The organism is Fusibacter fontis, assembly GCF_055378735.1.
Genome location: NZ_AP042445.1, coordinates 3,017,450 through 3,037,070 on the forward strand (window position 1 = coordinate 3,017,450; position 19,621 = coordinate 3,037,070).

The 19,621-nt window shown below is 36.4% G+C and carries 26 protein-coding genes; 25 read left to right on the forward strand and 1 reads right to left on the reverse strand.

Translation table 11 applies throughout. The features are described 5' to 3' along the window. Nucleotides 1–3: 3 nt before the first annotated feature. The 10 genes from ACZ41W_RS13630 (at nucleotide 4) to ACZ41W_RS13675 (ending at nucleotide 7,452) form a co-directional block, all read left to right on the forward strand. Nucleotides 4–888, forward strand: a complete 885-nt coding sequence (locus tag ACZ41W_RS13630) for a hypothetical protein (RefSeq protein ID WP_464312535.1) — start codon at nucleotides 4–6, stop codon at nucleotides 886–888. Between the two features lie 127 nt (nucleotides 889–1,015). After that, a complete protein-coding gene (locus tag ACZ41W_RS13635; RefSeq protein ID WP_464312536.1) occupies nucleotides 1,016–1,447 on the forward strand; it encodes a GNAT family N-acetyltransferase in 432 nt (143 codons plus the stop codon). A 16-nt stretch (nucleotides 1,448–1,463) separates the two neighbouring features. Continuing rightward, nucleotides 1,464–2,294, forward strand: a complete 831-nt coding sequence (locus tag ACZ41W_RS13640; RefSeq protein WP_464312537.1) for an ornithine carbamoyltransferase — start codon at nucleotides 1,464–1,466, stop codon at nucleotides 2,292–2,294. 21 nt (nucleotides 2,295–2,315) lie between these two features. Beyond that, nucleotides 2,316–2,963: a hypothetical protein gene (locus tag ACZ41W_RS13645; RefSeq protein WP_464312538.1), complete on the forward strand. Its 648-nt coding sequence runs from the start codon at nucleotides 2,316–2,318 to the stop codon at nucleotides 2,961–2,963. 78 nt (nucleotides 2,964–3,041) lie between these two features. Beyond that, nucleotides 3,042–3,707 carry an isoprenoid biosynthesis glyoxalase ElbB gene (elbB, locus tag ACZ41W_RS13650; RefSeq protein WP_464312539.1) on the forward strand — a complete coding sequence of 222 codons (666 nt, stop codon included), beginning with the start codon at nucleotides 3,042–3,044 and terminating at the stop codon, nucleotides 3,705–3,707. A 27-nt stretch (nucleotides 3,708–3,734) separates the two neighbouring features. Next, nucleotides 3,735–4,529, forward strand: a complete 795-nt coding sequence (locus tag ACZ41W_RS13655; protein WP_464312540.1) for a PP2C family serine/threonine-protein phosphatase — start codon at nucleotides 3,735–3,737, stop codon at nucleotides 4,527–4,529. Between the two features lie 79 nt (nucleotides 4,530–4,608). Continuing rightward, nucleotides 4,609–5,127, forward strand: a complete 519-nt coding sequence (locus ACZ41W_RS13660) for a GNAT family N-acetyltransferase (protein WP_464312541.1) — start codon at nucleotides 4,609–4,611, stop codon at nucleotides 5,125–5,127. After that, on the forward strand, nucleotides 5,099–5,899 hold the full coding sequence (locus tag ACZ41W_RS13665; protein ID WP_464312542.1) for a CPBP family intramembrane glutamic endopeptidase: 801 nt from the start codon (nucleotides 5,099–5,101) through the stop codon (nucleotides 5,897–5,899). Before ACZ41W_RS13660 ends, ACZ41W_RS13665 begins: the two co-directional genes overlap by 29 nt. 1 nt (nucleotide 5,900) lies before the next feature. Next, the gene (locus ACZ41W_RS13670) at nucleotides 5,901–6,476 is read left to right on the forward strand and encodes a DUF1349 domain-containing protein (RefSeq protein ID WP_464312543.1); all 576 of its coding nucleotides are present in this window, start codon (nucleotides 5,901–5,903) and stop codon (nucleotides 6,474–6,476) included. Between the two features lie 52 nt (nucleotides 6,477–6,528). Continuing rightward, on the forward strand, nucleotides 6,529–7,452 hold the full coding sequence (locus tag ACZ41W_RS13675; RefSeq protein WP_464312544.1) for an alpha/beta fold hydrolase: 924 nt from the start codon (nucleotides 6,529–6,531) through the stop codon (nucleotides 7,450–7,452). A 28-nt stretch (nucleotides 7,453–7,480) separates the two neighbouring features. Here ACZ41W_RS13675 and ACZ41W_RS13680 read toward each other — a convergent pair whose 3' ends face one another. After that, nucleotides 7,481–8,026 carry a CGNR zinc finger domain-containing protein gene (locus tag ACZ41W_RS13680; RefSeq protein ID WP_464312545.1) on the reverse strand — a complete coding sequence of 182 codons (546 nt, stop codon included), beginning with the start codon at nucleotides 8,024–8,026 and terminating at the stop codon, nucleotides 7,481–7,483. Between the two features lie 120 nt (nucleotides 8,027–8,146). On the opposite strand from ACZ41W_RS13680, the gene ACZ41W_RS13685 reads away from it, so the two are divergent. The 15 genes from ACZ41W_RS13685 (at nucleotide 8,147) to ACZ41W_RS13755 (ending at nucleotide 19,568) form a co-directional block, all read left to right on the forward strand. Next, a complete protein-coding gene (locus tag ACZ41W_RS13685) occupies nucleotides 8,147–9,493 on the forward strand; it encodes an SBBP repeat-containing protein (protein WP_464312546.1) in 1,347 nt (448 codons plus the stop codon). A 485-nt stretch (nucleotides 9,494–9,978) separates the two neighbouring features. Then, complete coding sequence (locus tag ACZ41W_RS13690; RefSeq protein WP_464312547.1) at nucleotides 9,979–10,638, forward strand: hypothetical protein; 660 nt, start codon at nucleotides 9,979–9,981, stop codon at nucleotides 10,636–10,638. 292 nt (nucleotides 10,639–10,930) lie between these two features. Beyond that, the gene (locus ACZ41W_RS13695) at nucleotides 10,931–11,518 is read left to right on the forward strand and encodes an NUDIX hydrolase (protein WP_464312548.1); all 588 of its coding nucleotides are present in this window, start codon (nucleotides 10,931–10,933) and stop codon (nucleotides 11,516–11,518) included. 58 nt (nucleotides 11,519–11,576) lie between these two features. Continuing rightward, nucleotides 11,577–11,906 (forward strand): DUF6054 family protein, encoded by a 330-nt coding sequence (locus ACZ41W_RS13700; protein WP_464312549.1) that lies wholly within the window; start codon nucleotides 11,577–11,579, stop codon nucleotides 11,904–11,906. Between the two features lie 67 nt (nucleotides 11,907–11,973). Then, the gene (locus ACZ41W_RS13705; protein ID WP_464312550.1) at nucleotides 11,974–12,453 is read left to right on the forward strand and encodes an arsinothricin resistance N-acetyltransferase ArsN1 family B; all 480 of its coding nucleotides are present in this window, start codon (nucleotides 11,974–11,976) and stop codon (nucleotides 12,451–12,453) included. Nucleotides 12,454–12,512: 59 nt separating this feature from the next. Next, nucleotides 12,513–13,403: a serine hydrolase domain-containing protein gene (locus ACZ41W_RS13710; RefSeq protein WP_464312551.1), complete on the forward strand. Its 891-nt coding sequence runs from the start codon at nucleotides 12,513–12,515 to the stop codon at nucleotides 13,401–13,403. Between the two features lie 62 nt (nucleotides 13,404–13,465). After that, the gene (locus tag ACZ41W_RS13715; RefSeq protein WP_464312552.1) at nucleotides 13,466–13,873 is read left to right on the forward strand and encodes a GNAT family N-acetyltransferase; all 408 of its coding nucleotides are present in this window, start codon (nucleotides 13,466–13,468) and stop codon (nucleotides 13,871–13,873) included. Between the two features lie 71 nt (nucleotides 13,874–13,944). Beyond that, complete coding sequence (locus ACZ41W_RS13720; protein WP_464312553.1) at nucleotides 13,945–14,343, forward strand: hypothetical protein; 399 nt, start codon at nucleotides 13,945–13,947, stop codon at nucleotides 14,341–14,343. A gap of 382 nt (nucleotides 14,344–14,725) precedes the next feature. Further along, on the forward strand, nucleotides 14,726–15,331 hold the full coding sequence (locus tag ACZ41W_RS13725; RefSeq protein WP_464312554.1) for a GNAT family N-acetyltransferase: 606 nt from the start codon (nucleotides 14,726–14,728) through the stop codon (nucleotides 15,329–15,331). 21 nt (nucleotides 15,332–15,352) lie between these two features. Then, nucleotides 15,353–16,036: a class I SAM-dependent methyltransferase gene (locus tag ACZ41W_RS13730; protein WP_464312555.1), complete on the forward strand. Its 684-nt coding sequence runs from the start codon at nucleotides 15,353–15,355 to the stop codon at nucleotides 16,034–16,036. Nucleotides 16,037–16,048: 12 nt separating this feature from the next. Beyond that, entirely contained in the window at nucleotides 16,049–17,041 is a 993-nt protein-coding gene (locus ACZ41W_RS13735; protein ID WP_464312556.1) for a hypothetical protein, read from the forward strand. A gap of 65 nt (nucleotides 17,042–17,106) precedes the next feature. Continuing rightward, nucleotides 17,107–17,442 (forward strand): hypothetical protein, encoded by a 336-nt coding sequence (locus ACZ41W_RS13740; RefSeq protein WP_464312557.1) that lies wholly within the window; start codon nucleotides 17,107–17,109, stop codon nucleotides 17,440–17,442. A 78-nt stretch (nucleotides 17,443–17,520) separates the two neighbouring features. Then, entirely contained in the window at nucleotides 17,521–18,021 is a 501-nt protein-coding gene (locus tag ACZ41W_RS13745; RefSeq protein WP_464312558.1) for an NUDIX hydrolase, read from the forward strand. A 57-nt stretch (nucleotides 18,022–18,078) separates the two neighbouring features. After that, the gene (locus ACZ41W_RS13750) at nucleotides 18,079–18,672 is read left to right on the forward strand and encodes a GNAT family N-acetyltransferase (protein WP_464312559.1); all 594 of its coding nucleotides are present in this window, start codon (nucleotides 18,079–18,081) and stop codon (nucleotides 18,670–18,672) included. A 26-nt stretch (nucleotides 18,673–18,698) separates the two neighbouring features. Next, nucleotides 18,699–19,568 carry a DUF6630 family protein gene (locus ACZ41W_RS13755; RefSeq protein WP_464312560.1) on the forward strand — a complete coding sequence of 290 codons (870 nt, stop codon included), beginning with the start codon at nucleotides 18,699–18,701 and terminating at the stop codon, nucleotides 19,566–19,568. Nucleotides 19,569–19,621: the final 53 nt, after the last annotated feature.

Here is a 19,621-nt window from a genome sequence, read left to right on the forward strand (position 1 = left end):
TCAATGAATCACATAATACAGTGGCTTCTTGAAGATGATATGCCACACGTAAAATACCGCACAATGATTGAACTACAAGGGCGAACAAAAAACGATTTTGAGGTTCAAAAAGCTTATGACCACTTGATGAATTCTGAAATGCTCAGATTGGTAATGGATAAATTTCAAGATAAAAACAAATGGGAACATATCAACGCTTTCCTTTGTCTGTATGAATTTGGTCTGACGCGGCAGGATCTCTCACTCGATGATGCTGTTGAAAGAATCATCAAAGATTTGAATAAGAGCATGAAGTGTTCCAAGACGCTGCTATTAAGAAATTTAGTTGCACTTGGGTATTATGAGCATCCATGGGTAAATGAGCAAGTTCATTTATCATTTTTAAATTTACGTGAAGATGGAACCATTCGCTGCTTAGATACAGGGAAGAAAACAAATGATTCAAAACTTCCGGATATGGGGTGCTATCGACAGACGACAACCTATCTTTTACTCGCAGCGGAACTCAAAAAGAAGGGGATTATACTGCCACAATTCGATGCCATCACGACATTTTATAAGGATCACCATGTGATTTTTCACAAAGGCGTCGCTGAAAAATGGATCGTTAAAGATATAACGCAGGCTTTTTTTCCAATTGACCACGTCAATTTGGGGATTCAAATGATCCTATATGGATTGTCCATTCTAGGTGCGGGAACGGGTGATCATTGTCAACGTGCGGATGAAATCCTTCAAAGTTATAAAGACTCTGAAGGAAAATACATGCTGAGTCATTCATTTGACAAACCTTATTTTGATGTTGGACCGGTAGGACAACCGAATAAATGGGTGACGTTATACACTGAACTTTATGAAAAGTATCGAGGCGATGAAACGTGCAAATAGCAAATAGTGAGTGAAAAAACTATAGTGATTTATCAGATCCATTAGTTCGATTAGACTGATAAAAAAGATAAACAGATAAATAGATAAAACAGATAAATAGATAAAATTAAAAGACTGGAGCGACTCGATGAACTATGTACTAAGAGATTCAAATGAAAATGATATTGAATTTATTCTAAATTTAAGACGTAAAACAATCAAACCTTATGTGGAAGCCATTTGGGGATGGGATGAGACCTTTCAAACAAAGGATTTTCTTGAAAATTTTCAACCAGAACTCAATAAGATTGTCACATACGGTGGACATGATATTGGCGTCCTTGAAAGATACGAAAGCGAGTTTGTAGTCAATATCTCCGAAATTCACATAGAACCTGCGTATCAAGGCAAAGGCATCGGGTCATCCATACTAAAGACTGTAATAGAACAGGCTCGTGAAATGAATAAGACGGTTAAACTTGGCGCTTTCAAGAAGAATCACGGTGCGATTAAACTCTACGAACAGCTTGGACTTCATCAAACAGGCGAAACAGAGACACATGTATTGATGGAGAAATAAATATAAGGAGCGTGTGATGAAGAACCTATTACGATTGACGGATTTAACGAAAGAAGCCATATTGGATATTTTTCGAATTGCGGATGAAATTCAAGAAGGACAGCATCGTCTAGCGCTTTCTGGAAAAACAGTTGTTATGTTTTTTCCCGAGTCGAGTATTCGAACACGTGTCACGTTTGAAAAAGGGATTTATTTGTTAGGCGGTCAGACAATCTTGTTCCCACCTACGGCTTTAGACAAGAAAGAGGCGCATGAAGATGTCGTAGGATATTTAAATAATTGGGCGGATGCTATGGTTATTCGGCATAAGGATATGGAAGTTCTTGAAACTTTTAGTAGATATTCATCGTGCTCAATCATTAATGCTATGACCAGTATCAATCATCCTTGCGAAATACTTTCTGACTTATATGCTTTATCTAAAAGAAGACCTAATTTTTTAGAAGATGAGATTCTTTTTGTTGGCGAACAGGGAAACATTGGTCTCGCATGGAAAGAAGCCGCAACTGTACTGGGGTTAAAATTCAGTCAATGTTGCCCAGCGCCATATAAGATGGCGGATGTCAATTGGTATGAAAAGATTGATACTGCTATTATTGGAAAGGATGTCGTTTGTACAGATGGCATTCCAAAAGAATTTTTAGAAGATTTTAAAGACAATCAAGTGACGCTAGATGTGATGAAAAAAGCAAATACTGATGCTATCCTGAATCCGTGCCCTCCATTTTTTAGAGGCGAAGAGGTCTCAGAGGACGTCATTGATAGCCCTTACTTTGTGGGATATGATTTCAAGAAAAATTTAATGGAAGTTCAACAAGCAATTCTTATTTATTGTTTAAGTCAATGACGACGTCTATGGAGGACATAAATGAGCATCACATTTTTGAATAGCATAAGACGCTCAGAAACGGTTCAGTTAAGCTTAAAAAAACAGTTTCTTCAGGGGATCCTATTTTTCATAGCAGGGGCGTTTCTGGGATTTGTTTCTAAGTATATAGAAAGTATTCCGCATGAGGGCCAACTCGGAAATATATTGAGTATCACGGGAAATATTTTTACTGGCATTGGAATATGGGCATTTTTAGCCACGATAATAGCGGCAACCAGTAGAAGTCCGCTGGCGGCTGGAATCCATGTGTTCCTTTTCTTTGCTGGACTCATACTAGCGTATTATCTGTATTCCATGGAGTTATTTGGCTTCTTTCCGAGTTACTATTTTTTCAGATGGGGTGCAATTGCAGTTTGTTCACCGTTCGCAGCATATATTGCTTGGTACGGTAGGGGTGATGGATGGATTTCCGCCGTTTGTGCGGCACTACCTATTAGTTTGCTCTTGGAACAAAGTTATGGTGTATTATCTATCTATTCAGGACTCAACTTCATCATTGCGATCCTATTGTTGGCAGTATTATCAAAAAATATCCGTCAGGCTATAAAAATCATCCCTGTAACGCTAGTAGTAGCAGTCATCCTGATTCGATTTCATGTTTTATCGTATTTAATTGGGGGGCTATGAGATTTTTTAAGAAACAAATTGTAAAATGAATTAAAATCAATTCTTATATTGATCATGTATCAGAAAGGGGAGAATAAAATGAAGTTTGCAGTATTACTTTCCGGTTGTGGAATCGGTGATGGAAGTCAAATTGAAGAAGTTATGTTGACATATCTTGCGTTGGATAAATATAAGGCGGATTATATAAGCGTTGCACCCAATAAAAATCAATACCATACCTTTAACCATTATACAGAGACAGTTGAAAACGAAGACGTCAGAAATGTCTTAATTGAGTCTGCTAGAATTGGACGAGGGAAAATATTCCCTATAAACGAGATGAACTTTGATGAGATTGATGCGTTGATCATACCGGGTGGTCAGGGTGTTTTCAAAAATTTATCCGATTTTATCGTATCTAAAGAATCGTTTAAAGTAGATGAGGAAGTGGAACAGGCTATTCAAACATTTCACAATGCAAAAAAACCCATTGGCGCTATATGTGGCGCAATCGTGGTAGTTGCAAAAGCGCTTAGTCATAAAGATGGTCAAGTAATGTTAAGTACAAGTCGGGATTCATTTATGAAGGTACTAGAAGAAACCGGTGCAATACTTGTAAATACCAAAGCTTCAGAATGTTGTATTGACTATCCACATAAAGTTGTATCCACGCCTGCCTTTATAGGAACACAGAGTTTATATGAAATGATGCTTGGTATCGATGAACTGGTTAAAAATTTAATCAACTTACATGAAATGAAGTAAATTCGGGAGTTTAAGGAGCATTCGAGAATGACAGAACATTTAATTTGGAACGGCAGCACACATTCTTATATTGATGAAATAAAAATGATGAAATCTAACACTGTATCGATTGGCATTTTTGGTGGCGCTTCATCAAATGGTGCAAAATTCAATGAAGATGGTGTATTTATAATCACAGAAAATGAGGATGCCATATTCACGGTGCTCTTTGATGCGCATACAACCAATGAGAGTGTGCTTTTGTACACAAATATATTGTCTGCAAGAAAAAATGAAATCGAATACAATTTAAAACTGAATACAAAAGATGCGATAAAAAATACTGAAAACTTAATAGAAGAGATTTTAAATGCCCCCAAAGTTAAAGAACAATCACGTCAAGTGAACGGTGAAACTGCATTTTTAGTCTGTTTACAAAAAAATGAATACCTTTGGTGGCTTTCAGTTGGCGATAATTCGATTTATGTATTACATCATGAGTTTAACGAGTTAGGTCAATTTAGATTGAATCAGCGAATTTTTTATCAGTGGATTGGTCAAAAAAATTCATTAGATTTAGAGGTTCCATGTTATACAAAAGGTACCCTTCAGCTTAGGGCAGGAAAATCGATTGTCGTTTTATTGACAGATGGTGTTCTTGAGATTGAAAATAGACCTTTTGAGAACCACGAGGCAATCAAGTGCGTCTTTGACGAGAATTCAGTAGAATCTGGAGTGTTCAGAATGCTTGAAGTTGTGAAAAACAGTAACGGTAGAGATAATGCCACTATCATCGCATGGCAGGTAAATCAAACAGTGGATGGTTTAAGACCAACGAGATGAGGCGGTTAGTAAAAAGAATGTAATGATAACGTATATATATATTAAGAAGAGCCAATACGAGATTATGGAGGATCACCAAATGGAAGTCATCAGACCCAATGAACGCTATTTTGACGAGTATTTAAGGGCATGCAAGGAATCGTATGAAAACAATATCGATGAATGGAAACCCTTTGAACCAGAGTATTATGAACAGTGGAAAGCTTGTATACTCGATGTGTATAAAAATTATGAGGAGGGTGTCGACATTCCAGAGGGGATGCCCAGAACCTACACGTACTGGTGTGTTGAAGATCAGGTGTTTATTGGTGAAATTCAGATACGACCATTTATCACGGAAGCACAAGCCCAAATATGGGGACATATTGCATATGCGATTCGATATTCAAAATGGAATCAAGGATATGGTACTTTATTGTTAAATAAAGCACTGGAAAAGGCCAAAGAGTTTCAAATAGAGGATGTTTACATCGTTTGTCGCGATTCCAATATTGGGTCTAAACGCGTAATCGAAAAAAATAAGGGTCAATTAATCAACCAAATTCAAGATGCTGAAGGAGCGATCGAAAATGTCTACCGAGTGTGCGAATCTGAATAAGACATATTCAAAAAAACAGACTCTAATTTTATCCTTTGTACTTACGCTGGCGATGATGATTTTTCCTGTCGTTTCAGGTGTGATTGTGGTAGTGGGTAAGTTAGATGGGATAAAAGGTTATTATATTCAAGGATGTTTTATGGCTCTGTCTGCAATCGTTCCGTTTGTTTATATCAAAATGGCAAAAATGAGTTTTAAGCAAGTTGGATTTAGAAGAGTGAATCCAGAAAGTTTCCAAAACGTACTGTTTTTTATTCCACTCATACTTGCAAAAATCCCATTTGTATTGAGTGGTATGGAAAGTGATGTTCATCGAATTATAGCACTTATATTCTTTACTCTTACAATAGGATTCTCAGAGGAAATTTATTTTAGAGGCGTCATTTTTACAAAGCTGCAGGCAGCCTTTACAATCAAACAAGCAGTGCAGATTTCAGCGATATTTTTTGCTTTAGCTCATGTTGCACAGGCCTTTTCTGGTTCGAATCTGCTTATGGTCACTTTAACCGTCATGAATGCATGGATTTTCGGAATTGTAGCAGCAGAACTTATGGTATTCAGTGGAAGTTTGATGCCTATCGTTTTATGGCATTGTCTATATGACTTCATCAATTGGACGGCCATCGCAAGTGGAACAACAGAGCTTGTGGTGATTACGATTCAATCAGTGATTATTATCGCATATGCAGTTTATCTTTGGAAAAAACTGCCAAACAAACCTGAAACTAAGACGATATCAAGTAAACAGATTAAACTGGCGATGGAGGATTAGCATGGACTTAAAAAAAATCATTGAAGGAACAGCAACTGAATTTACGTGGTTGAATGAACCCGATGACATTCATTTTGAGGATGGACTTGTATTTAACACAAGACCGAATACGGATTTTTGGCAACGCACGCATTATGGCTTTAAACGAGACGATGGACATTGCTTGTTAACGGAGATCAAAGAGGATTTTTCCTTACAAGCATTGTTGGAATTCAAGTCCTATAAGCAGTACGATCAGTGTGGAATTATTGTACGAATTGATAGTGAAAATTGGATTAAGGCATCAATTGAATATGAGGATGAACAAATCAGTCGATTGGGGTCAGTGGCCACAAATTTGGGGTATTCCGATTGGGCAACAACGGATATATCAACGGATATCACGGCCATGTGGTATCGCATAAAACGGAGTCATCAAGATTTTATCATTGAACATTCAATGAACGGCATAGACTGGAAGCAGATGAGAGTGCTGCATTTGCATAAAAACGCTGAAACTGTGTGGGCAGGCATTTATGCATGTAGCCCAAACGAGAGTCGATTGACGTGTAAAGTAAAAAAAATCATAATAGAGTAATTCGTAAGGGGCGCGCAACAAGTCGTTGTTGACGTACTCGACGGAGGTGAAAATGACAGAACAATTGATTGTTTCAGAACAAATTATACAAGTGAACGGAATCGGCATTTACACAAAAGAAACAAAGCGCATCGGAGAGACACTGCTCCTTTTGCACTGCAGTTCTTGGAATAGTGAACAATGGAATAGCTGTATTGAGAATCTTTCTAAAGATTATCACGTAATTGTACCTGATTTACGAGGACATGGGCGTTCGGATTGTCCGGAAGAAGGGTATCGACTCAATGATTTTGTGGTGGATTTAGAGGAATTACTTTGTAAGTTTCAAGTAGAACGCGTTCATATTGTTGGAAGTTCAATGGGTGCTGAAATTGCATTACTCTTTGCCGCCACTTATCCAGAGAAAGTATTGTCAATTACATGTGAAGGTGGATTTCAAAATTTTTATGGTGAAAATGGCGAGATACACCTACCAGCATCTGAAATTCATGAAGATTGTCGCTTGCGAGTGGCTAAAGTGCAGCAAAGACCAGTTGAGTCTTATGAATCAGTGGATGAAATGATCAGTTATTATCATCAGATCATCGCTGAAAATCATCATGAGCATTGGAAAACACAGTTGGAAGCGATTCATATCAATCGGTTCAAAAAAGAGAGTGATGGGCGGGTGACGGTTGCATTTAAACCTCAACTTCTTGCTCAGTACTGTGAAGATTTCTATTTAACGGATTTTGCTGAAATGTATAAGCGATTAGTGTGCCCGATCTTATTTTTACCAGATACACGGGAGGCTTCAGATGCGAGCGTGCAAAAATCCATAGAGCATTTTAGAATGCTCGTTAAAGGGCAAAAAACAATGATTACGTGTATAGATGGCGCTGAACACGCATTAACCCCCGTGATTAGAGCTCAGGAATATAGCTGTGCGATTCGAGAATTTTTGGAAGGGTTAACGGAAAGCAACTCATTGCGTTAACGGATATAAATTGGGAACGTTAAACTTTTTATTCCTTTTTTTCTCGATGACGGCGCATTTTCATGACATTGCTACATTTGTCTGTACAATGGCGTTTTGAGTGGTTTTTACTCTCGTCAATGAATAAGCATGAACATTCAGGGTGTTCACAAATTCGAATACGAGTTCGATCTTTTTCAAATAGTAAGATGTACCAAAGTGTTGCAAATTCTGATAAAACGTAGGCTTCGTCAACTTTTTCAGGTTCAAAAACAAGTTTTCTTGTCGCAGGTTGATGATCGCTTTCAGATAGAATTTTTCTTGTGCCTTTTGCCCCACTGATATATGGACTCAATAACTGTAGAGTTGTTTCTTCATCAAAAATGCCTTTTTGCAAGTTTTGAATCACTGTATAGAGCGAATCTCTGAAGATGGATAAGCTTTTACTAAGCGACTCAGCGCCCTCTTCCAAAATTTTTCCTGTCAATTTTTGAGTGAAAAATCGAATGAATTCTAGGTCCTCGAGAGGATCTTTATTCTCGTGTTCCATAAACCAATAAGTATCAAAAAATTTTATTGCCCAAAAAAAATCCATTTTAAGGTAACCTCCTAAATTAATATTGACTGTTACGAAACGTTCTGATATAGTTCTATCATAACACGCGTAACTAGTAATAGTCAAATTAACCGTTACGTAAAAAAGGGGGATATTTAGATGAGAAGATTAGGTGTTTTAGGAAGAGTGATTGGAGTTGGTTTAATTACGATGGCTTTACTTGCGGGGTGTCAAAGCTCAAACGAGAAGTTAAAAACTTCTGAGACAATATCTACACCAGAGAGTCCTACTCAATCTACGTCAGAGCTCGCTTCGGAAGCAACGGAGTTTGAACCAGTCAGTAGCGTGGATAAAATTATTTGGGGTCAGCAGATTGGAACAGATAAAGAGGACATAGGCTTGACAATCGCAGTAGATTCAACTGGAAAAAGTTGTGTTGCAGGTTATACCTTAGGTGGTAATCAGTCTGGTGGCAAAGATGTTCTCATCTCATTATATGATGAAATGGGTAAAAACATGTGGACATTACAAACAGGAACCGCATCTTCTGACAGTGCAAATGGTATTATTTTCGACAATTATGGAGATGTTTATGTGACAGGAACTACAGCGGGAAGTTTTAGTGAAGATCTAGGTGTAGGAAATATTTTTATTCAAAAAATAAGTGTGAGCGGTAAGGTGGAATGGACCAAACAATACGGTGGACTCACCCAAGCAACAAGTTCACAAATCTATCAGGATATAGATGATAATCTTTATATATGTGGTTCAACTCAGGGAGAATTAGGTGGAACTAATTTGGGACAAGCAGATGCCTATTTGATGAAATTAGATGCTCAGGGCAATATTCTTTGGACCAGTCAATGGGGAACAGATCAATACGATGCAGCGACGGGATTTAGTATGGACGATGAGGGAAATTTTTATGTAATCGGAAATACAGGTGGCATATTGGGATCTGAAGGCTTGGGGAAAAGAGATCTTTTCTATACACAACTAAATGCCAATGGCGATGTGATTAAAAGTTATCAGTTTGGAACAGCATTTGATGAAAATGCTTCGAAAATTGCTGTTGATGAAGATAAAAATGTGTATTTAACTGGTTGGACGAATGGTGAATTAGTAGCACCAAAACAAGGCAATGGCGATGCTGTATTAATTAAAGTGAATGACACTGGTGAAATAGTGTGGGAAAAACAGTTTGGAACATCTTTATGGGACGGGATTCATAGCGTTATCATAGACAAAACAAACCCAACACATGTTATTGTTGGTGGATGTTCAAATTATGACCAATGTCAAGCGTTCATAATCAATTATGATGCAGAGGGTCAGGTTGAGTGGAATTTGACATTGATGCCTAAATTCAGTACCTGTGGAAGAGAAATTGCAATGGATGATCAGGGAAATCTCTACCAGACGGGGGGAACACACGGTCAGCTATTCAACACAAACGATTTTGAAGGAACTGAATCGGATTTGTTTGTTTATAAAATCTGTAAATGAGGATTGTTCATAGCGATTTCTATATATAGAAGTGTACAAATAAATTAAAACTGTTATAATGGGAAAAGTGAGTTTTAATAAAATTAATATGGGAGTAGTAAGATGAGTGGATTTACATTAATCTGGGAAAAAATTGAGCAACCTATAGAAAAAGTAGGATTTATAAGGGGTAGTGAATTAATTCCATATGATAATAATTGGAATATAAGACGCATTCCGATTAGATGCGAACATTGCGATGACAATGAGCATTATGAATTAAACTTGTATTACCGAAAAATAAAGTTCATGTTCGTTATACCACTGGGAAAATGCGATCAGACTTATTTTATAACTTGTCCCAAATGCAATAAGTATAAGTTGTACTTAGAGGATTCAGAGTATAGCGAGTTGTTGAAGCATAATCTGATACATGATGAATTAATACCGACTCCGTAAAATGTATACGAGTACATCCATAAAACTAATCTAAGGAGTCGGATAACATGGAAAGTCAAATAGAGTTAGAACAAAAAATCGTAGAAAATAAGAAAAATGAAAGCAAAGAGAAACCGCATCCTATCATGGCTGGAGTCATAGATTTTTTTATCTATGCAACTATTTTATCTGCTTGTATGGCATTATATTCGTCTCTCATGGGTGAACATATTTTAAGTACAGGTCAATATGCTTTTGTTCCGTACATTATTTTAGTATTTGGAATCGTTGTATTTTGCATTGCATACTACTTGAGTTTTGGATCTAAAATTAAATGGTTATCATATGGCGAACAAATTGTCGGCCGAGTGCTAATAGATGGAACGAAAAAATGGAACAATCCTTATGGTGTCAATAGAATTGGTTTGTTTGTCTTAATTTTTATTCAGTTAATTGTGGTTGGGAATAATTTTGATTCTGACAAAATAATTGATTTACCCATTATCATAGGCAAACTGATCAATACTTCTTTGATCGCTTATGCTTTGTTGCAGTTAGGAAAAGGCAAGTTAAACAAAGGGATGATCATATTAACGCTGCTACATGCATTTGTTGCGTGGATTTCTTTCAGAATCGGCATCAGTTATCTGATTATTTTTTCGATGATTCAACTAATTTTAGATATTGTCGTTTGGATGTCATATCGAAATGCGACACAAATGGACTGATTTTCAGTACATCTTAAGCCGTCTAACGAATGATTATTAAAATAATTGACGTTTTTTTCAGTAAGTTACAATAAATTCACAAGTTCATACGTGTTGGATTGTGACAGACAAATCAGGCAAGACCAAATTGAAATTATTTAATACGATTAAATAATCTCTGTTTGGTCTTTTTTATTTATCCTCTTTATATAGAATTTTTATCAGATTTTAATTACTTAATTATAATTGCTTGTTATACTGAATATTGTGAGGCATTTATTGATTGCACGATATGTTTTGGAGGGAAACCGCTATGGAAACAAATGATATAGAATTAAACGAAGTAGTATCATATGAAATAGAATCAATAGATATTTATGATCAGCTTGGACAACACACGGGTAAAGCCATGTGCAAAAATCAAGCACATGAGCAAGGGGTGATTCACAAAGGCGTCTGCGTCTGGATTTTAAATGCTCAAAATGAGCTGCTGCTTCAAACCCGAAGTGAACATGTGATGCTTCCAAGTAAGCTCGACATTTCTTTTTCCGGTCATATTCGCTCAGGGGAAACATCGGTTCAAGCGGCGATACGTGAAGGGAAAGAAGAACTTGGAATCGATTTAAAAATGGATCAACTCATGTATTTGTTTACCTGTCGAGAATATGGCGGCATAGAGGGTTATTATGAAAATGAAATCGATGATGTGTTTCTTTACAGGGAAGACCTTCCGATTGATGCCTACCAATTTTGCGATCAAGAGGTAAAAGAAGTGAGATATGTATCAATCGACGCCTTTAAGAAGATGGTTCAAACCAGAGATTCATCACTCGTCCCTTACGAAACACATTATCAGTATTTGCTAACCGCTCTCGAGAGCCGTGTAGTTCACATGAGGTGAGAATCCAATATTAACGGATCAAATCCATATAAAGAAGTCATCATTTGGAGGAATTAAGATGAGTAGCTATAATTTTGCAGTCGCTATGACACCACTGGAAGCATTTGAATATCTGAAAAGAAATATGAAATATGAGTTGGTACATGAAAGAGTGCATCCTATTACGGATGGTATGTATTCGATTATTGTCATCTATGAAAAGTATTTTATGAGAAATAACAGCAGAGCATCACTGGTCGTTACGATACATAATTTCAATGGCGTCACTGAAATTGAATCAATTTCCGCGGGATCTTCTCAAGGCGTCTTTTTTAACTTTGACTGGGGTGCCGGAGATGAATTTGCAAGTTCGGTGAAGAATCTATTTGAATCTTATATTGTTGGGTGAGTTATCAGAACGGTATCGTCTATGTAAGTGGAATCTTGAATACAATGTAACATGAAAGGAAGGCGTTATGCTAAGAAAAGTTGAATTAAAGGACGCAGAGGAAATATGTGAAATATATAATTATTATGTGAAAAATACGACGGTTTCATTTGAAGAATTGCCAGTATCAGTAGAGGATATGAAAAATAGAATAATCAACATATGTTCTATTTTACCTTATTTTGTATATGAAGATAATGGCACAATCGTTGGATATGCATACGCAACAAAATGGAAAGAAAGAAGTGCATACAAATTTTCGGTTGAAACCACAGTCTATTTACACCATAAGGCTGTTGGTGGTATCGGTACAAAACTATATGAAGCTCTTTTGACGGAATTAAAATCAGCGGGTATACATCGAGCAATGGGTGGAATCGCATTACCTAATATTGCGAGTGTCAGACTACATGAGAAACTCGGATTTCAAAAAGTTGCAGAATTTAATGAAGTAGGATTTAAGCATGATCAGTGGATTAATGTAGGCTACTGGGAATATAAGTTGTAGTTAAGGAGAGTATGCATTTTCCACAGTTGTTTATTTGGGACAAAAAATGAGGTGACCCTATGGGAATTTTAACGGATTTTAGGTTAAGTGTTTATGAGAAAAATCTAGGCGTTTATGGTGTCCATGTTCATCAAAATGGTAAAACCATTGCAGAACATCGATTTAGAAGTGATGACCGAGAAAATTTATATTCAGCATCAAAGACTTTCGTTGCGGTGGCTATTGGGATTGCTGAATTTGAAGGTCTGCTATCGGTGGATGATTATGTGCTGAGCTTTTTCCCAGAATACGAGGAAATTGCAAGCGTAGGATCAGAGCGCATTCAGATAAAACATCTTTTGACAATGTCTTCTGGACATGTAAATCAAGATGAATCTAAGTGGAATGAGATGGATCGCGCGCAATTGTTTTTTTTAACAGAAGTAAAAGAGGCACCTGGAAAACGATTTTTTTATGAAGATTTGTGCAGTTATATGTTAGGACGTATTATTCACAGATTGACAAATGAACATTTATTAGAGTACCTAAAGCCACGACTATTTGATCCATTAAAGATTGTGAATTCACAGTGGCATCGCTGTCATTTGGGATATACATCGTGTTCGGGAGGTCTCTATTTAACAACAGAAGAGTTTTCGCGTCTGGGTGTTTTACTTCTGAATCGAGGGCGATATGCGGATAAACAACTTTTGTCAGCCAATTTTGTTGATCGCATGCATACGAACTGGATGGATACCTCTTTTAAGTTAGATCCAGAATCTCAACAAGGATACGGGTATCAGGTTTGGAATTCGACACTGCCGAATACCTATAGAGCGGACGGCATGTATGGTCAGTATTGCGTGATTCTAAATGACTACCATGCGGTCGTGACCATAACTGGGCACTACGAAGCCTATGAAAAAGAAGTGTTAAGAGTGATATGGGAAGACATTGTCCCATATCTATAAGCGAGAAGTTGAGTTAGAAAATTGCATCGTTTAATTTAATTTCAAAATACAGGAGGTAAGTGATGATCAAGTATACAGATAGATTAGACGGGATAACACCAGAGCAATTAAGTGGTTTTTTTGTCGACTGGCCCAATCCACCTTCAAAAGCTAAGCATTACGAACTGCTTGAAAAGAGCGCATATATTTGGTTGGCAGTGGACAGCGAAAGTGAGGCAGTCGTTGGTTTTATTACGGCGACATCAGATCTTGTGTTATCCGCATATATTCCGTTACTAGAAGTGTTACCGGAGTATCAAGGGCGCGGCATTGGTAAAAAATTAATGGAGAATATGCTTGAAACATTGAGTGAATTTTACATGATAGATTTATTGTGTGATCCGGAACTACAAGCCTATTACGAAACGTTTGGCATGATGAAAAGTCAAGGGATGATCTTTAGGAATTATGAAAGGCAGAGTGGGAGATGAAAGGCAATCAATGAACTGCATATAATATTATATGAATGGGAGCATTTTAAAGAAACTGACAGGAGGAAACGATGAAACTATCTCAAAAACAGAAAATGAACATACAGCACTTGCAACCCAGTCAACTGTATATTTCCCAAAATAAACTTAATCGAGTTCGTGATTGGCTGAATCCTTTAGCTGCGGATGAAGTTCAAATTCCAGTGATTTGGCTAGCAGATAAATGGGTCGTTACAGACGGGCATACGAGACTGTTTGAAATGTTAAATCAAGGCATTTCGGAAGTCAACGTATATGAAGATCCAGATGAATTAGACTTAGAGGCGTATCTTGAATGTGTGAAGTGGTGTGAAATTGAAGGTGTGAATACGGTAAAGGATTTACATAATCGTATTTTAGAAGAAGATGAATTTCAGGAGAACTGGATACAAAGGTGTCAGGCAATGCATGAGATGTTACAAACAAAATAATTATTTTTCAAAAGACTGAATACATAGACGAAAAGGGTCAGAAAAATCCCAAATGGGATTCGCCAATACTTTGGATTGCACTGTGTTTTACACTGATTACACTGGTAAATAGTACAATGATGATCACGGGGTTCGATAAACCGAAACAAGGCATTTTTGCTTATATTCATATGATGATGCGTTTAACGATTATTACCCTCAGTGTGAGCTTATGTAAGTGTTGTATTTGTTTATTGCATATCCAATATAGCACTTTCACCTGTGTATTATATTCCAAGTGGCGCTAATTTTTATAAAACCTTACTGGGGATTTACTTAGCACTGGGTCTAATCAATATTCTAAGTATCGTTATAAAGGGTGAAAAACAAAGGAGAGGTCAAAATGAATCAAAAAACGAATATGAAAATGAATTTAAATAAGCCATTTGAAATCGATTGTGGCACTATAGTACTAAGAGAATTTCAAGAATGTCACGCTGAAAAGATTTATAAAATAGCTCAAGAGCCTGAAATCACGCATTTTTTACCTGATTGGGTTTCGACACTTGAAGACCGCACAAAATGGATGATACAGGACGATATTCCTGAAAATCAGGAATTTCTACGATTATTACCAGCGATAAGTGATGCCAATACACCACCGTTTAGATTGGCAATTATTTTAAAGGAAACTCAAGAAATGATTGGTTGGATTGCCACCGGTTTTAAGGATGAAATTGAAGCGCCTAATCGTGAAATTGGATATGCTATTTCAAATCAGCATACGGGAAATGGCTATGCAAGTTTGGCGTGTATCGCGCTGATGAACTTTTTATTTAATGAGACAGACACAGCAGAATTGATTGCAGTTGCACAAAAAACCAATGTTGGATCCAATAGAGTGATTCTCAAAAGTGGCTACAAACATGTAGGAACCGTGATTCTTTATGGTAAAGAGTATGAAAGTTATAGAATTAAGAAAGATGAATGGACATCACTTAAATACTAAGATGAGGAAAGGACGTTACATATGACTTTAAATAATGACAGCAAATATGATCAATCCATCTCTCAGTGGAATCAGATTTTTTCAAAAGAAACAAGCATCTCATCAATCCCTAAAACGACAGGAAATGAAGCGTTTGACAAAGGAATCATGTGGGTCTGTGAAGGCACTGAGCGCATCTTGGATTTTGGATGTGGAAAAGGAAGTCTTTTATTTATGTGTATTCAATATGGAACAAAAAAACACATGGGCATAGATTTATCAGAAGAAGGCATTCAAAATGCTAAAAGAAGAGCGGAGCAAAATTCACTTTCGGATTTTGAGTTCATACATGGGAGCATCGAGAAACTAGAAGCATTAGATGAAAACGCATTTGATGCGGTAATCCTCTCAAATATTGTGGATAACCTATATCCTGAAGACGCAGAAAAACTTATGATGTTACTAGAAAAAATTGTTCGCGAAAATGGAAAAATATTTGTAAAGTTAAATCCACACTTAAGTCAGGCGCAAATTGAAGAATGGAATATTACCATTATAGAAGATAATTTACTGGATGATGGTTTTGTGCTTTGGAATAATACCACTGAAGATTGGCGCGAATTTTTTGAGAAGCGATTTCGCATTGAGCATTATGAGGACATTTATTTTCCAGAACATGAACAATATAATCGCATGTTTTTTCTTATTAATAACAAGTTCAAATAAGGGGAGAATGACATGGCAGTCTACGATAAACAGATATACGCCTCTTATTTAGTGAAAGGAAATTTGCAGGATGCAGTTACCTATCTCAAGAAGTTTTCAGATCAAGAAGACCTCGTAATGGAATATCAGCGCGTTTTTGAACATAACGAACCATTCGTGCGTGGGACGAATACAGTCATTATGGACTTAGATCAAATTTACCAAGAGTATTACAAAGCGGTCTTTTGGCGTGCTGAGTGCTTAGAAAAAGCGAACGAGACGCTCTTTCGTAGTTTATGTAAATTCTGTGATACATACTATGAGAATGAAAAATTAGATAGAGTAGAAAAAACAGATAAAATTGAAGACCAAATCGAGTGGATTGAAGAAGCTATCAAAATAATCGTCAATAGCGAAGGCTATATGTATCTAGGTGGTCAAACATCGGGCTACTTTGGACCCTACATCTGGGAAACTTCAATAAAAGAAACGTATGATGTTGAACTACCTAGTGGAATTGAGCAATACTCAGTGATGATGATGGATGGTTTTGTCTCGAGAAGTTGGTTAGATTTTCTATCATTCGGGAAGGTTGGAACTGGTGGTTGGGCTGAAAATAACGGTACAATCTGCTGTATTCGCTCTTTGTATGATAGTAACAGTGATAACTTCAAGATTTCTTTTTTAAAACACGAGGCACAGCATAGTTATGATAAAAGAGTTTTTAAGAATATAAGCAGTTCTGAATTAGAGTACCGTGCAAAATTAGTTGAGTTGATGTACTGGGAAGATGATAAAATCATCAAAATGCTGCATTTAGAAGCAGAAGGTACAGATGATAAAAATGCACATACCATTGCAAGTCACAGAATTATTGCGGATTTGTCGAGCAAACTATTCAGGACGCATTTTAAAAACGATGTCAATCAGTTTATAAATCGATTGAATGAGGCGCGTTTGGCGGCTAGAGAACTTCTGGCTGAGGATACTGAGAGATTGAATTCTTTTGAAATGAATAAACAGTAAAGCATACTTTTTTAAGATGTAAAACTGCAATGAGAATAGACTGAAAAAATATCAGGAGAGACAGGATGAGAGTAATTTATATTGTTTGGCAAAAGTTCCCACAACCAATAGAAAAAGTGGGTTATATACGAGGCAGTGAGCTAATCCCATATGACCATAATTGGAACATTAGACGGATCCCCATTAAATGTGAGAATTGTGATAACAACGACCATTATGAGTTGAATTATTTCCATAAAAAATCTAAGTTAATGGCCTTCATACCACTTGGTAAGTGTGACGAAGTCTATTCCATTACGTGTCCAGTCTGTAATAAGTACAAGTTGGAGTTAGAGGATTCAGAGTATTATGAACTGAAAAAAAATAATTTGATTCATAAAGAGTTGTATCCGACACCTTGAAAAAAGTAATCTATTGATTTATAAGTTTATATTTTAAGGGTTAAACGGATTCATTGTGGATGGAACGAAGGAGGCTTTATGGAAAAATTTTCAATTCCTGGTGTAGGTGGCATTATTGAACGCAAAATCAATGATCAAGACTGTATTTTAATACAGCATCGATGTAAAGCGGATGCTGAGACGGAATATGGATTAATTGAAATTCCTGCAGGTAAAATTAGAGAGTTTGAAAATATCTACGATTGCTTAAGACGTGAAATTTGGGAAGAAACGGGCCTTTTGGTCGAACAGATTGAAGGTGAAGCAAGTAGTCAGATGTATGAAGCCAATGGGTACAAGGTGCTGCATTATAAACCTTTTTCATGTTGCCAAAACCTAGTGGGAAACTATCCGATCATGGTGCAAGTTTTTATCTGTACAGCAGCAGGTGAGGTGGTTAACGAAAGCAACGAAAGTAAGAATTTGCAGTGGGTGGATTTAACCACTCTTGGCAATTTACTTGAAAAAGATGCTTCTGCATTTTATCCGATGCACGTTCAAACCTTGAAGGATTATCTTGAGTATAAGACTCACAGATAAATATTGAAGCGATAGATCGTTGAGGTAATAGATATAAAGGTGAGGTTAAGAGAAAAGATGATTGTTAGAACGTATAGAGAAACGGATGAAAAAGAATGGTTAAAATGTCGACTCTTATCTTTTTATGATAGTTCATATTGTGAGGATATTGTCCATCAAAAGCCGATTTATAATAGTGAAATGATTGATCTCGTTGCAGAAAATGAGGACCACATCGTAGGTTTTATAGAGATTGAAATTGAAAAGAACGTTCGAGAGGTCTGTTATTTAGAAGGAGAACTCGGTGGTGTTATTTGGAATATCGGTGTTTTACCCGAATATCAAAGAAGTGATGTCGCGACGAACTTGCTTAAAGAGGCAATTGAGAGGGCAAAACTGAAAAAAATCAGTCGATTTGAGGCATGGACTCAAGACGATATTGCCTCTAATCTGTGGTATGAGAAAAAAGGGTTTTATTTTATAGAATCCTATTTAAATGTATATGCTACGTGGAAAGAGTGCAAAGAAAATCAGTTAATCAATAGCGAGAACATGGGGGAATCCTTTGGCGTTAGGGTTTTGAACTTTGAAGCACCAATACATCGTAAAGAAGAAGTTCTCAAGAAATACTCGAAAGTACATGAAGTCAAATTATATGAACTAAAGTTTTAATCAATAAATTTTTTGGAGTAGATTAAATGAAAAGAATAATGATCGTACCAGTAATCGCAATTTTAGTTGGATTGAGTCTATTTTTTATAGTAAAAATCAACGTTGGAACGAATGAGTCAAATCAAAAAAACGAAAAAGATTTTGTTCAAGATATAAAAGCAAATTCTGCAATCGAAGAAAAATCAGATTCCACAGGAACAACAAAATTTATCAAAATAACAAAAAGTACTGAGGTAACACAAAATACTGAAACAACTGAAAATACTGAAACAACTGAAAATACAGGAACAACTGAACCCATAGAAAAAATTGCTTCAACAGAAAGACCGTCAGGTACGTACTCTACAAAAGAGTGTTTTAAAAGAATGATTGATGCTATCGGTATTGAAGATCCTGGTGTTTATAATTCCATTGAATCAGCATTTGGAAAACCCAAAGAATTTGTTGATGAAAATAATGAAATTTATCAAGATTATGTTTTATCTGAGTCGGACAAATTGGATTTTATTGATATCTCTTTAATTGCATTACTAGATTATGGATTTAAGGAGGATTTAATTTGGGGACTTGATTGGAAAACCTTTGGAGATCAAGTCGTGGATATCGTGAATGTTCTCTTAACAAAAAAAGGATATGCAAACATAGAAGCAAAGAATAATTCATCCTCAGAATTTTCGATTCCTTATGATTGGATTGATAGTCAATCTGATCAATACAAAGAGACTTATGATTTATTGTTAGAGATTGGAAAAGTATTAAATGAACAAGGCATTGTATTATGCGAACTTGGCCGAGGCAACGATTCTTTTGAAATCTTTTTAATTGATGCAAATGACTACGACGATTTTATCGAAGCATGTAAAACACTAGGATATTCTTGTTCACGCCTTGAATAAAGAAGATTCATGGAAAAACATTCAACAAATTTGCGTATCGACAAAGTTGAACA